The organism is Streptococcus sp. 27098_8_134, assembly GCF_041431675.1.
In the GTDB taxonomy this organism is placed as follows: domain Bacteria; phylum Bacillota; class Bacilli; order Lactobacillales; family Streptococcaceae; genus Streptococcus; species Streptococcus sanguinis_R.
Genome location: NZ_JAPVYD010000001.1, coordinates 162,453 through 176,758, shown reverse-complemented (window position 1 = coordinate 176,758; position 14,306 = coordinate 162,453). Strand labels below are relative to the sequence as shown.

The 14,306-nt window shown below is 44.9% G+C and carries 9 protein-coding genes; 5 read left to right on the top strand and 4 right to left on the bottom strand.

The genetic code is table 11. The annotated features are described in order from the left end of the window. Window positions 1-47: 47 nt before the first annotated feature. The 3 genes from rfbD to O3620_RS00725 all read left to right on the top strand — a co-directional run bounded on the left by rfbD (window position 48) and on the right by O3620_RS00725 (window position 6,187). On the top strand, window positions 48-902 hold the full coding sequence (gene rfbD / locus O3620_RS00735) for a dTDP-4-dehydrorhamnose reductase (RefSeq protein ID WP_002919290.1): 855 nt from the start codon (window positions 48-50) through the stop codon (window positions 900-902). A gap of 280 nt (window positions 903-1,182) precedes the next feature. Then, entirely contained in the window at window positions 1,183-1,941 is a 759-nt protein-coding gene (gene tpiA / locus O3620_RS00730) for a triose-phosphate isomerase (protein ID WP_002917440.1), read from the top strand. Window positions 1,942-2,005: 64 nt separating this feature from the next. Beyond that, window positions 2,006-6,187: a GBS Bsp-like repeat-containing protein gene (locus O3620_RS00725; protein WP_002919289.1), complete on the top strand. Its 4,182-nt coding sequence runs from the start codon at window positions 2,006-2,008 to the stop codon at window positions 6,185-6,187. A 33-nt stretch (window positions 6,188-6,220) separates the two neighbouring features. On the opposite strand, the gene O3620_RS00720 is transcribed toward O3620_RS00725, so the two are convergent. From O3620_RS00720 to O3620_RS00705, 4 genes are read right to left on the bottom strand one after another with little or no spacing between them, the layout of a single operon-like run. Then, window positions 6,221-7,456 carry an aminoacyltransferase gene (locus O3620_RS00720; RefSeq protein ID WP_002919288.1) on the bottom strand — a complete coding sequence of 412 codons (1,236 nt, stop codon included), beginning with the start codon at window positions 7,454-7,456 and terminating at the stop codon, window positions 6,221-6,223. A gap of 14 nt (window positions 7,457-7,470) precedes the next feature. Continuing rightward, complete coding sequence (locus O3620_RS00715) at window positions 7,471-8,685, bottom strand: aminoacyltransferase (protein WP_002919287.1); 1,215 nt, start codon at window positions 8,683-8,685, stop codon at window positions 7,471-7,473. Then, window positions 8,685-9,494 (bottom strand): sugar-phosphatase, encoded by an 810-nt coding sequence (gene yidA / locus O3620_RS00710; protein ID WP_002919285.1) that lies wholly within the window; start codon window positions 9,492-9,494, stop codon window positions 8,685-8,687. Before yidA ends, O3620_RS00715 begins: the two co-directional genes overlap by 1 nt. A gap of 1 nt (window position 9,495) precedes the next feature. Next, window positions 9,496-10,797 carry an HD domain-containing protein gene (locus O3620_RS00705; RefSeq protein WP_002919284.1) on the bottom strand — a complete coding sequence of 434 codons (1,302 nt, stop codon included), beginning with the start codon at window positions 10,795-10,797 and terminating at the stop codon, window positions 9,496-9,498. Between the two features lie 115 nt (window positions 10,798-10,912). On the opposite strand from O3620_RS00705, the gene O3620_RS00700 reads away from it, so the two are divergent. Together O3620_RS00700 and O3620_RS00695 are read left to right on the top strand one after the other, a co-directional pair. Continuing rightward, window positions 10,913-11,299: a DUF1934 domain-containing protein gene (locus tag O3620_RS00700; protein ID WP_032913111.1), complete on the top strand. Its 387-nt coding sequence runs from the start codon at window positions 10,913-10,915 to the stop codon at window positions 11,297-11,299. Window positions 11,300-11,583: 284 nt separating this feature from the next. Further along, window positions 11,584-14,280 carry a cation-translocating P-type ATPase gene (locus O3620_RS00695; protein ID WP_032912955.1) on the top strand — a complete coding sequence of 899 codons (2,697 nt, stop codon included), beginning with the start codon at window positions 11,584-11,586 and terminating at the stop codon, window positions 14,278-14,280. The last annotated feature ends 26 nt before the right edge of the window (window positions 14,281-14,306 follow it).

The following is a 14,306-nucleotide window of genomic DNA, read 5'->3' as shown; positions in this document are numbered from 1 at the left end:
TGTTATAATAAACTCATTGAATGTTTATGATGTGAAAGGAAAGACAAATGATTTTAATTACAGGTGCGAATGGACAGCTAGGTACAGAGCTTCGCTATCTTTTGGATGAGCGCAATGAGGAGTATGTGGCTGTTGATGTGGCAGAAATGGACATTACCAATGCCCAAATGGTGGACAAGGTCTTTGCGGAAGTCAAGCCAAGCTTGGTCTATCACTGCGCAGCTTATACTGCAGTTGATGCGGCTGAGGACGAAGGAAAAGAGCTGGACTATGCCATCAATGTGACCGGTACCGAAAATGTGGCAAAAGCTGCTGAAGCACACGGAGCGACCTTGGTCTACATCTCAACAGACTATGTCTTTGACGGACAAAAGCCTGTCGGTGAGGAGTGGGAAGTAGATGATCGGCCAGATCCGCAGACTGAGTATGGTCGTACCAAGCGTATGGGTGAGGAGCTAGTTGAGAAATATTCCAGCCGTTTCTATATAATCCGTACTGCCTGGGTCTTTGGTAACTACGGTAAAAACTTTGTCTTTACCATGCAAAATCTTGCTAAGACGCACAAAACTCTGACTGTAGTCAATGACCAACATGGTCGTCCGACATGGACTCGTACGCTGGCTGAGTTTATGACTCATCTGGCTGAAAACCAAAAGGAATTTGGTTATTACCATCTGTCTAATGATGCGGCAGAGGACACCACTTGGTATGATTTCGCAGTGGAAATTCTCAAAGATACGGATGTGGAAGTCCAGCCGGTTGATTCCAGCAAATTCCCAGCTAAGGCAAAGCGGCCTTTCAACTCAACTATGAGCTTGACCAAGGCCAAGGCTACAGGCTTTGTCATTCCGACTTGGCAGGATGCCTTAAAAGAGTTTTACAAGCAAGAGAAGAAACAGTGATTTTCTTTGACGTTTATAACAGCGACAGAACTTAGTCTCAGACTAGGTTCTGTTTTTTCTTCTGGCAGACTGAAGAGGTGATTTTGAGGTGCGTGCTCTGGTGGAGAAAGAGCTGGCTTGAAGATGCGGGTGGGAAATGATAATGAGAAGAATTTTCCACAGATCTTATCCCCTTAAAATAAAGATGTTTCAATTTGATGAAATTCTGTGGATAACCTTTATTATTTCATTCAACTGTGTTACAATGTTACTATAAATAAAATAGAAGAGGTGTGTGAATATGTCACGTAAACCATTTATTGCTGGTAACTGGAAAATGAACAAAAATCCTGAAGAAGCAAAGGTTTTTGTAGAAGCGGTTGCTGCTAAGCTACCTTCTTCAGATTTGGTAGAAGCTGGTATCGCTGTTCCAGCACTTGATTTGACAACTGTTTTGGCAGCAGCTAAAGGAAGTAATCTTAAGGTAGCAGCCCAAAACGCTTACTTTGAAGATGCAGGTGCCTTCACTGGTGAAAACAGCCCTAAAGTTCTTGCAGAAGTTGGAGTTGACTACATCGTTATCGGTCACTCAGAACGCCGCGATTATTTCCATGAAACAGACCAAGACATCAACAAAAAAGCGCATGCTATCTTCCGCAATGGTCTGGTGCCAATCATCTGCTGTGGTGAATCACTGGAAACTTACGAAGCTGGTAAAGCAGTAGATTTCGTTGGTGCTCAAGTATCAGCTGCTTTGAAAGACTTGACTGCTGAGCAAGTTGCATCATTGGTTATCGCTTATGAGCCAATCTGGGCTATCGGTACTGGTAAGTCAGCAACTCAAGACGACGCTCAAAAGATGTGTAAAGCAGTTCGTGACGTTGTAGCAGCTGACTTTGGTCAAGAAGTAGCGGACAAGGTTCGCGTTCAGTACGGCGGTTCTGTAAAACCTGAAAATGTTGCGTCTTACATGGCTTGTCCAGATGTTGACGGTGCTCTTGTTGGTGGTGCATCACTTGAAGCTGAAAGCTTCTTGGCATTGCTTGATTTTGTAAAATAAAAAATGTTGAAAAAAGACTTGTCCTCCCAAAGGTGACAAGTTTTTTAAAAGTTGGAGAGAAAAGTTGAAATCGAAAGAATTAGTTTATTTAGCGAGTACGGCTATTTTGTTGGCAGCGACTGCCAATGTTGCAAAAGCCGAGGAACATACTGTCGCTGAGTCAGGAGTTTTAAAAACAGAAAGGTCTGTTAGTTCCGAGAATCAGACAGTGAATGCGGCCGCATCACAAACGTCTAATCAGCTGACTGTAGCAGTATCATCTGCAGAACAGTCAGTTCAAGCTGTTAAGCAAGAGGAGGAAGCAACGAACGCTACAGGAACAGCTATTGAGTCTGGAGGAGCAGCTCAATCAGTTCCTGTAGAAACTCAGGTAGCTTCTGCTAAGCCAGAAGGGCAAAGTCAGCCAGATGCAAATGCTTCTAATCAGAATGAAACTGCAGCTAATCAGTCAGCAAAAGCAAGTTCTTCTGTTGTAGATTCTGCTATTGCCTCAGAGCCCAAGGCTAGTCCTGCAGTAGCATCAGCACCAAAAGCTAATAATGCTGGAAAAACTGTATTTTATAATGCGGGGTCAAAGGCTCAGGCAGCCCGCGGGAATTCCCAAGCGGAGATTAAAGGCACATCCTTTGTAGATGTCAGCAGCCACAATGGCCATATCAGCGTAGACGACTATCGTAAATTAGCCCAGCAAGGGGTTGGCGGTGTCGTTGTCAAACTGACAGAAGGAACCCATTACACTAATCCATTTGCTGAGTCTCAGGTGAGAAATGCGCAGGGAGCTGGTTTACAAGTATCGACCTATGCCTTCTCGCACTATACCAGTGATGAAGAAGCGAGAGCAGAAGCTCGTTATTACGTTGCCTTTGCTAATAGACTAGGCCTGCCTAAAAACACAGTCATGGTCAATGACATGGAAGATCCTAAAATGCAAAATGGGATTAACCAGCATACCCAGGCTTGGGCGGATGAGATGCGCAGACTGGGTTATTCAAACCTGATGTACTATACCAGTGCCAGCTGGCTGGATCAAAATAATCTTCGCAGCAAGGGACCGGTTAATACGTCGCAATTTGGATATAGCAACTTCTGGGTGGCCCAGTATCCGTCCTCTAATTTAAATCTTGATGGAGCTAAATCTCTCAAATACAATAGTGGCGCTGGAGCATGGCAGTTTACAGCCCAGGCTCAGCTGTTAGCTGGTAAGCATGTATTTGATCATAGCGTTGATTACACTGGGAGATTTACCCAGCAGTCCGCTCTTGCTAAGCAGCCTTTGAAGGGTAACATCAGTATTCAGAATAAGAATAATGTCAACGGCAGCTTTGATGTTGTGATTTCGAACGTTTCTGCTCCTTATGGAGTGTCTGTCGTTAGTGTTCCAGTGTGGTCTGAAGCTAATGGTCAAGACGATATTATCTGGTACACAGCCACTCAGCAGGCCAATGGTACTTATAAAGTTTCTGTTGATTCTAGCAGACATAAGGATTCAGTTGGCAAGTACAATGTCCATCTCTACTATGTCCGCAACGACGGTCAATTAGTCGGTGTTGGTGGTACTACAACCAATGTATCTGTCATCAAGCCACAGGGAAAAATCAGCATTCAGAATCTCAACAGCGAAACTGGAGATTTCGATATTGTAGTTTCAGGTATCTCATCCCCAGGTGGTCTTAAGACTGTCTCTCTGCCAACTTGGTCAGAGGCCAACGGTCAGGATGATATCAAGTGGTACAACGCGGAACGTCAGCCGGACGGCACCTATCGTAAGCGAGTACGTATAAGCGACCACAATAATGTGCAGGGCGAGTACAACGTCCATCTCTACTATGTCCAAAATGACGGCCGATTGGTTGGTGTAAGCGGAACTAAAACGACCGTTTCTCTTGGCAAGCCTAAGGGCACTATCAGTATTCAAAATCGAAACAAAGAAACCGGCGATTTTGATATTGTGGTTTCAGGTATTTCATCTCCGGGCGGTCTGAAGGAAGTTTCCCTGCCAACTTGGTCTGAGGCTAACGGCCAAGATGATATCAAGTGGTACAACGCTGAGCGTCAAGCTGATGGCACCTATCGTAAGCGTGTCCGTCTGAGCGATCACAAAAATGTTGAGGGTGAGTACAATGTGCATCTCTACTATGTGCAAAATGATGGCAGCTTGGTAGGTGTAAATGGCACTAAAACGACTATTTCTATAGAAAAACCAAAAGTTCAAGGCAAAATCAGTATTCAGAATCGCAACAGCGAAACTGGCGATTTTGATATTGTGGTTTCAGATATCGTATCGCCAGGCGGTCTCAAGACTGTTTCCCTACCAACTTGGTCAGAGGCCAATGGCCAAGATGATATCAAGTGGTACAATGCTGAGCGTCAGGCTGACGGTACTTATCGGAAACGAGTTCGACTGAGCGATCATAACAATGTCCAAGGCGAATATAATGTGCATCTCTACTATGTGCAAAATGATGGCAAGCTAGTAGGAGCAGGTGGCATCAAGACCAACGTTTCTATCAGCAAGCCGCAGGGCAAAATCAGCATCCAGAATCGCAACAGCGAAACCGGCGATTTTGATATTGTAGTTTCAGGTATCGTATCTCCAGGCGGTCTGAAGGAAGTTTCCCTGCCAACCTGGTCAGAGGCCAACGGTCAAGATGATATCAAGTGGTACAACGCAGAACGTCAGCCGGATGGTACCTATCGTAAGCGAGTCCGTGTGAGTGATCACAAAAATGTTGAGGGCGAGTACAATATTCATCTCTACTATGTGCAAAATGATGGCAAGCTGGTTGGTGCTGGTGGCATCAAGACTAATGTTTCTCTAGGTAAGCCAAAGGGCAACATCAGTATCCAAAATAAGAATAATGTCAACGGCAGTTTTGATGTTGTGATTTCAAACGTTTCTGCCCCTTATGAAGTGTCTGCTGTCAGTGTTCCGGTTTGGTCTGAAGCTAACGGTCAAGACGATATTATCTGGTATACAGCTACTCAGCAGGCTAATGGTACCTATAAAGTTACTGTTGAATCTAGTAAACATAAAGACTCAGTTGGTAAGTATCATATCCATCTTTACTATGTCCGTAACGACGGGCAGTTAGTCGGTGTTGGTGGTACTACAACCAATGTGTCAGCAGTTAAACCACAGGGCAAAATCAGTATCCAAAATCGTAACAGCGAAAATGGCGATTTTGATATTGTGGTTTCAGATATTGTATCGCCAGGCGGTCTCAAGACTGTTTCCCTGCCAACCTGGTCAGAGGCCAACGGTCAGGATGATATCAAGTGGTACAACGCGGAACGTCAGCCGGATGGAACTTATCGGAAACGAGTTCGTGCTAGTGACCATAACAACGTTCAGGGCGAGTATAATGTGCATCTCTACTATGTCCAAAATGATGGTAAGCTGGTAGGAGCAGGTGGCATCAAGACAAATGTTTCTATCAGTAAGCCGCAAGGTAAAATCAGTATTCAAAATAAGAACAACGATACTGGAGAGTTTGACATTGTAGTATCAGGCATTGTGGCACCAGAAGGTCTCAAGACAGTTTACCTGCCGACTTGGTCAGAAGCGAATGGCCAAGATGATGTCCAATGGTACACAGCGGATCGTCAGGCTGATGGTACTTATCGTAAGCATGTATATGCGCGTGACCATAAGAATAATGCAGGCGAGTACAATGTTCACTTGTATTACTTAAATAATCAAAATCAGCTGCAAGGAGCTGGTGGAGAAAAGACCTCTATCTCTGTGAACCGTCCTCAGGCAGCTAGTCAGCGAGATCGAGTTCTTGCGGCGGCAGCTGCTATGGTAGGTGTCAGGGGAGGAAGTGCTGAGCATCAGCGCTTGGTCAACGATTATAACAGTGTCAGACCGCTGCCAGTTGGCTATGCTGTGAAAAACACAGATGACTGGTGCGACATTTTCACGACGGTTATTTTCCAAAGAGAAGGCTTGAGCGATCTTATCGGCCGTGAGTGCGGTGTAGAGCGCCATATTCATATTTTCCAAAGACTAGGTATCTGGAATGAAGATGGCAATTCGACTCCTAGCGCAGGTGATATCATCACCTTTAACTGGGACAAAGATACCCAGCAAAACGATGGCTGGGCTGATCATATCGGTATTGTCGAAAAAGTCGAAAATGGGATCATTCACACGATTGAAGGTAACAGCAATAACGTAGTTAAACGCAATACTTACCACATCGGTCATGGAAATATCCGTGGTTTTGCGACACCTCGTTATAGATAAACATACAAAAAAACCAAGGGAAACCTTGGTTTTTTAACGTCTTAGAATTTTCTTTATGAGCTGAAGCAGCTTAAACTTGAGAGGGTTAGGATAATAACGGAAAGTTCCCATTTTTCGAACGATGAAGCCGTTGAAGTTTTGTTTGAAGCGCAGAACACCGTCAGAACCGTCGAAAATTCCCATAATGCCGAGGAAATTATAAAATGGAATGCCTCTCTTGATGCTTTCGGTCATAACATATTCCTGCAGCAGGGCAGGGGCGTAGAATTTGTTAAACTCAGGATAGGAGCCGCTGAAGAGATAGGTTGCTTCCTGGGGGGTGTAGATAAAGAGGCTGGCAGCCAGGATCTGGTCTTGGTCGCCGTACTTATCAATCAGTTCTTGGGCTTCAGCTTTGCGGGTTTCAAAGCTGTCAAACTGGCTGGAAAGCTCTCGTAGCTGATTTTGTTTCTTTTCAGATTGAGGATTCTTTTCCAAGTCCGCCTGCAGTTTCTGGATTTTTTGGCCCAGTTTCTCTTGATCCTTTTGTAAGTTCTGAAGATAGTCCTTGAAGTTGAGACTAGCAGTCATAAAGTCTGCCTGCTGACCAAAGCTATCATAAAAATCTTGATAGTAGTCTAGTGGCTTGTCATCATATTCCCGCCGGTCAGAAGTGGCAGCTGTGATGTCTTTAAAAATGCTGAGTTGGTCACGTTCCAGCCTTTTTAGCTTAATACCAAAGGTGTTAGCTTTTTTGACGGTCGCCTTGCCGTTTTTACTGAAGGACTTGAGCAAGTCTTTCTCCGTCAGATCAGCTAGGTCTTTGACATAATGCCAATCAGGCTCCCCGCCTGGATAGCCTGTCTGTAGGCCATCAAAGGCAAAGCCTAAGTCAGTCAGCTGCTGGATAAGCTCGCCTTTTTCTTCAGATGTGGGTTGGCCATTGCTGTCAAAAGTCTGATAAGTCTCATAGGGCTTGATAATGAGCTCTAGGGCGCCTTCTTTTTTAGCATAGGCTTGCAAAGCTTGATAGAAGGGGGTCAGGTATTGAGCATCGGTAGAGACAGGACCGCAGTTGATTTCCATATGAAGGCCGCCAGTCATAGGCATGCTGTAGAGGACAGCTGACACCACTACCTGTCCCTGTGGGTCAGTGTAGCCGACATACTGGGTATTGAAGCCCCTCTTGCTCAGCAGCTCTGTCATTTCCACGGTCTGCATAAAGGAGCGTTGGGAGCTAGCTGAGGTATGCTGGATGAATTCTTCTTGACTGAGAAGTTTAAAGGTCATAGGCTTCCTTTCTTTTAATGCTTGCTACGCAGTTTCTTTCTGATAGTGTAGGCCAGATTGGAGAGGTGGTAAAGAGGATTGGTTGGCAGGTTAAACTCACCAGCGAATTCCTCAATGGTAGGATTGAACTTGGATTTAAAGCTGTAGAGACCGCCCTTGAGGTCGTTTTCGATTCCACCCATATTTTGCCAATCTGCTCCGCGCTCAAAAGCATGTTTGGCGGTTTCGTACCAAGTGATGATAGCAGGCTGATAACGACGGTATTCCTCGTCCATTCCAGCATAGATATTTTCAGAGGTCTTGCCGTATTCTAAGACCAAGGTGCCAGACAGGGGAACAATAGCAGCCCCTTGGCTGATTTTGGCCTGTAAAAAGTCAATCTCTTCCTGAAGTCGTTTCTGTTCTTGCTGGTTATTCTCAATCTTGCCAGGCTTGGTTTTCTCGGTAAATTTCTCTGCTTCCTTGAGTGTCTTAGTCAGCTGAGCCTGCAAGTCTTCCAATCGTGCCTTTAGATCAATAGTGGACAAGGTGACATAGGAGTGCTCAGGATAAGTTTCCAAGAGTTTTTGGTAATAGTCTTTGCCGCGTAGGTGGATGTTTTTTCTGTTTTCTGTCTTCTTCATCAGGCCTGAAAAGTCGTCCAGTAATTCTGCTCCACCAAATTGGATTTGAATGCCTTTGTTACGGGCTGTACGAATAGCCTGGCGAGTACTTTTAGAAAGCAACTCTTCGCTGAAATCTTCTTTATGAATATTGGCCTGCAAGCGAGGCTGAATGGTTTCGTCCAGAGACTCAGTCCGTCCGACCCAGACAGCGCCTGCTTCCTGTAACTGTTGAATCAGCTCAATCGTTTCTGCCTTGTCTTGCAATTCACCGCCCATCTTGCTTTCTGCCAGAAAGAGGCTAGGGTCAAACTTGATAAAGAGCGCTTTTTTCTCCTTGGCAAATTTCTTGAGCGAGGCCAAAACAAAGGTCAGCAGCTCCTTGTCACCATAGTCCATTATGGGACCGCGCGGAATATAAAGCATGGTCATCCCCAAGGGAAGTGGTTTGATCAAGACACTGGCTGCAGCAACCAAGTGGTCGTCTTTATAGAAGCCCAAGCGTTCGTTTTCCCAGTTGTCCTTGATTTGAGCCCAGGCTGAACTCTGCAGAAGATTGGCCTGCGGATGAGCAGTGACAAAATCGTCGTGTTCCTGAGCTGAAATTCCAATTTTGTAACTAAACATTATTTTAAAACCCACTCTCTAATAGCGTGCGCTACGCCAGATTCGTCGTTCGATTTGGTGATATATTTGGCGATTTTCTTGAGTTCTTCCTTGCCGTTTTCCATGACAACAGGAGAGCCAACAGCTTCCAGCATGGCGCGGTCGTTTTCTTCATCACCGATAGCCATGGTCTGCTCCTTGCTCAAGCCAAGCTTTTCAGCCAGATGAAGGATAGCAGCTCCTTTATTGACAGTCTTTTTGACAATTTCCAGATAGAAAGGAGCTGATTTAACCAGTGTATATTTTTCGGCTAATTCCGGTGGTAGCTTAGCAATGGCCGCATCCAGAATTTCTGGCTCATCAATATACATGCACTTAACGATTTCTTTATTGACCATTTCTTCAGGTGTGCGGTAGAAGATAGGCATGCTGACCAGATTGGACTCGTAAACAGTGTACTTGCCGATGTTGCGATTGGCTGTATAAATGCCGTCCTTGGTGATGGCATGCATGTGAACACCTAATTTTCGCCCGAGCAGTTCGATATCTAGATAGTCGTCATAGGTCAGTGTTTCTTTGATTAATTCTTGACTTGTGACAGTATCCTGCACCAGTCCGCCGTTGAAAGTAACGACATAGTTGTCTGGCTGATTAAGCTCTAGATCCTCGAGAAGCTTTTGAACGCCTGCAATAGGACGGCCGGTTGCAATGACGATTTTGACACCAGCAGCTTTGGCATCCTGAACAGCACTGAAGACTTCAGGAGTGATTTCTTTTTGGTTATTTAAAAGGGTACCGTCAATGTCAACGGCAACTAATTTGATAGACATATTATTCTCCGTAGGTAAATTGGTCGTTTTTGATATAGTGCATAAAGGTCTGGTTTTTTTCGCTGAAAAGTCCGGTCTCTGCTAGCATTTCCTTGGGGAAGTAGAAGCGATTATCACCCTGTCTGGTCCCGGCTAGCGAATGGACGATAGGAGACAGGCTGGACAGTTCTGCTAAGCTGCCATCTTTTTGTAGGATTTCAATCTGAGTCCGGGGTTTTTCAACGTCAGGCCGGTAGAAATCGTAAGGTAAATCAAAATTACGATGGATAGCAGTATAGTAATCAGGGTCAAAACCAACCTGTCCAACTAGGTCTCGCATGATATCCAAATGCCCTTCGTTTTCCTGAGAGAAGACGATAGACTTAAAGACCTTGCGGTTGATAAAACGCTGAGCCAAGTCAGATAAAATCTTGTCTGGACTAGTCATCCAGACTTGGAAATAGGTATTCATAACACCATCATCCAAGGCCAGATAATCCTGCAGGGTCACTCTGTTTTCAAAGAATGGAATGAGATTGGGCGATGACAGCGCAAAATAATCTTTCTGGGCCGGATAGAGGAACTTAGCTCGCTTGAGCAGATTTTGCAGCAGAACTTCCATCGCTCGGCTGGCCGGGTGGAAATAGACCTGCATGTACATCTGGTAGCGGCTGACTACGTAGTCTTCCACCGCATGCATGCCATTGCGCTTGAAGGCGATGCCGTTTTCTACTGGACAAATCACTCGTAAAATTCTGGTTAAGTCAAATTGCCCATAGGAAGCGCCAGTAAAGAAGGAATCGCGCAAGAGATAATCCATCCGGTCCACATCAATCTGGCTGGAAATCAGCTGGACCACCTGCTTATTGGGATAGGTATGGTTAATAACGCTAGCTACCTTTTCTGGAAAATCTGGTGAAACCTGCACCAGTACCTGATGAATCTCTGTTTCAGGGCTGGTGATGATTTGCCGCGTAATGTCCTCGTGATTAGTATCAAAAAGGCGCTCGAAAGTGTGTGAATAAGCTCCGTGTCCCAAGTCATGCAGGAGAGCGGCTGTCATGGTCAGTAGGCTTTCATGGCTGTCCCAGTTGGCTTGGTATTTTTCGTTGAAAATCTTGGTGATGCGCCGAGCAATCTCATAAGCTCCCAGACAATGCGAAAAACGGCTGTGCTCCCCGCCGTGGAAAGTATAGCCGGAAGTACCCAGCTGTTTGATGCGGCGCAGCCGTTGAAATTCTTTAGTATTGATTAAATCATAGATAACCTGATGGTCCACATGAACATAATTATGAACTGGATCCCGAAATACTTTTTCAATCATGTTACCATTATACCACAAATCATAGTAGGAAAAAAATCAAAGCTGCAACTGAAAGAAGAGCAATTTTATCCTTTTTTTGATAAAATAGGGAAAGAAAAAGAGAAACGAGATGAAGATGCAAATCAGAATAAAAAATCACATCCAGCTGGACGGGCATACCGAGCTAATCGATCAGGTCTACGATACGGACTGGACGCAAAAAGGAGACTTTCATTATCTGCTGTACAAGAATGAAGAAGGAGAGAAAGTAGTTCTGAAGTTTCACGATAAAGAGCTGGTTATGACGCGTTTTTCTGAGCCTAAGTCCATCATGCGCTTCATCAGTCAAGGGCAGGCGTTGGTTGGTATCCATACACCTGTGGGCTTGCAGCAGTTTGTGACCGATACTTCTTTCTATAAGGTTGATTTTACTCAGCAGGTTCTGCAACTTCATTATCAGCTGAAAACTGTTGACAGAGAGCAGATTTTTGCTAGCTATGAAATGGAGATTAGCTGGGGTTAATTGCTATTCTCAAAGAAAACTCTTGAAAATCATAATGTTTCCCCTTGCAAAAGCTTGAAAATTTGGTATAATAGTTTTTACTCAAGGGAGTAGCTAACGGAATAACCGTTACAAGGTCGTCAATACGAAAGAAATTTCCGGCCTTGTATGAAATAGCGAGACTTGTTAATAAACAGGTCTCTTTTTTGTTTCTGACTTTTTGGATATGACTGATGCGGCTCGAGATGATAAGTCGTAGTGGTCAGAAAAGTTCAGAAATAAAAGAGGCCAAGAGGAGGAATACATTGTCAAAAGAACAAAAGCGCCAAGCTTTTTACACCCAGAGTCCTGAGGAAATTTTCAAAACTTTGGACGCTTCAGAGCAAGGTTTGTCCAGTCAAGAAGCAGCCAAGCGTTTAGCTGATTATGGCCGCAATGAACTGGATGAAGGAGAGAAAAAATCTCTCTTAATGAAGTTTTTGGAGCAGTTCAAGGATTTGATGATTATCATCTTGTTGGTAGCAGCTGTCTTGTCTGTTGTCACATCAGGTGGTGAAGACATCGCAGATGCTTTAATCATCTTAGCGGTCGTAATCATCAATGCCATTTTCGGTGTCTATCAGGAAGGCAAGGCTGAAGAAGCGATTGCGGCTCTCAAATCAATGTCCAGCCCGGCTGCGCGTGTCTTGCGTGATGGCCATGTCACAGAAGTAGATTCTAAGGACTTGGTACCTGGCGATATCGTTAGACTGGAAGCCGGTGATGTTGTCCCAGCTGATATGCGACTTTTAGAAGCTAATTCACTGAAAATCGAAGAAGCGGCTCTGACAGGTGAGTCTGTTCCGGTTGAGAAAGATTTGACTGTTGAGGTGGCTGCAGATGCTGGTATTGGCGACCGTGTGAATATGGCCTTCCAAAACTCAAATGTGACCTATGGTCGTGGGGTTGGATTGGTTGTCAATACAGGAATGTATACGGAAGTCGGACATATCGCAGGTATGTTGCAGGATGCGGATGAAACGGACACACCGCTCAAGCAAAATCTTAATAGTCTGTCTAAGGTTCTGACCTATGCTATCTTGGTGATTGCTGCAGTGACTTTTGTAGTTGGTGTCTTCATTCAAGGGAAAAATCCACTGGATGAGCTGATGACCTCTGTAGCCTTGGCAGTTGCGGCTATCCCTGAAGGTCTGCCAGCTATCGTTACCATTGTGCTGGCCTTGGGAACTCAGGTTCTGGCTAAGCGGAATTCAATTGTCCGTAAGCTTCCGGCTGTTGAGACTTTGGGATCAACTGAGATTATCGCTTCAGATAAGACTGGTACCCTGACCATGAATAAGATGACGGTCGAAAAAGTCTTTTACGACGGAGTCCTGAATGAAGCTGGACAAGATATTGAACTTGGACTGGAGCTGCCGCTCTTACGTTCGGTTGTTTTGGCCAATGATACCAAGATTGACCAAGAAGGGAAGCTGATTGGTGACCCAACAGAAACAGCCTTTATCCAATATGCTCTGGACAAGGGATATGATGTGAAGGCCTTTTTAGAGAAATATCCTCGAGTAGCTGAGCTGCCCTTTGATTCAGATCGTAAGCTCATGTCTACTGTCCATCCATTGCCAGATGGGAAATTCCTTGTGGCAGTAAAGGGAGCACCAGATCAACTCTTGAAACGCTGTGTTGCCCGTGATAAGGCTGGAGATGTTGCAGCGATTGATGACGCTACTTCACAGCTGATTAAGTCTAACAACTCAGACATGGCTCACCAAGCTCTGCGTGTGCTGGCTGGTGCCTACAAGATTATTGATGCGGTTCCGACTGACTTGACATCTGAAAATCTAGAAAACGATTTAATCTTTACTGGTTTAATCGGTATGATTGACCCAGAACGTGCAGAAGCAGCAGAAGCTGTTCGCGTAGCCAAGGAAGCTGGTATTCGTCCGATTATGATTACCGGTGACCATCAGGATACAGCTGAAGCTATCGCTAAGCGCTTGGGTATCATCGAAGAAGGAGATACTGAAGACCATGTCCTGACTGGTGCAGAGCTCAATGAGCTTTCTGATTCAGAATTCGAAAAGGTTGTTGGCCAATACTCTGTCTATGCACGGGTTTCTCCTGAGCATAAGGTACGGATTGTCAAAGCTTGGCAAAACCAAGGTAAGGTCGTAGCCATGACAGGTGATGGTGTCAATGACGCACCAGCTCTGAAGACAGCTGATATCGGTATCGGTATGGGAATTACCGGTACAGAAGTATCTAAGGGTGCCTCTGACATGATTCTGGCAGATGATAACTTTGCGACCATCATTGTAGCCGTGGAAGAAGGACGTAAGGTCTTCTCTAATATTCAAAAGACTATCCAGTATCTCCTTTCAGCTAATACAGCTGAGGTACTGACTATTTTCTTGGCAACCCTCTTTGGCTGGGATGTGTTGCAGCCAGTTCATCTGCTTTGGATTAACCTAGTAACAGATACCTTCCCAGCAATTGCTCTGGGGGTTGAGCCTGCTGAGCCAGGTGTCATGAGTCATAAGCCTCGTGGCCGTAAGTCTAGCTTCTTCTCAGGTGGAGTTATGAGCTCTATCATCTATCAGGGTGTCCTGCAAGGGGCTTTGGTTCTGGCAGTTTATGGTTATGCTATCTCTAATCCCGTCCATGTCGGTGATATCAAGGCTATCCATGCCGACGCTCTTACAATGGCCTTTGCAACTCTTGGCCTCATCCAGCTCTTCCATGCTTATAATGTGAAATCTGTTTACCAATCTATCTTTACAGTTGGACCATTTAAGTCTAAGACCTTTAACTGGTCTATCCTGGTTTCTTTCATCCTATTGATTTCAACTATTGTAATTGATCCACTGGAAAAGATTTTCCATGTGACCAAGCTGGACTTGTCACAATGGACAGTTGTTCTGATTGGTAGCTTTGCCATGATTGTCATTGTTGAAATTGTTAAGTTCATCCAACGTAAATTAGGTATGGACAAAAATGCTATTTAACAGCAAAAAGTCATCTACGGATGGCT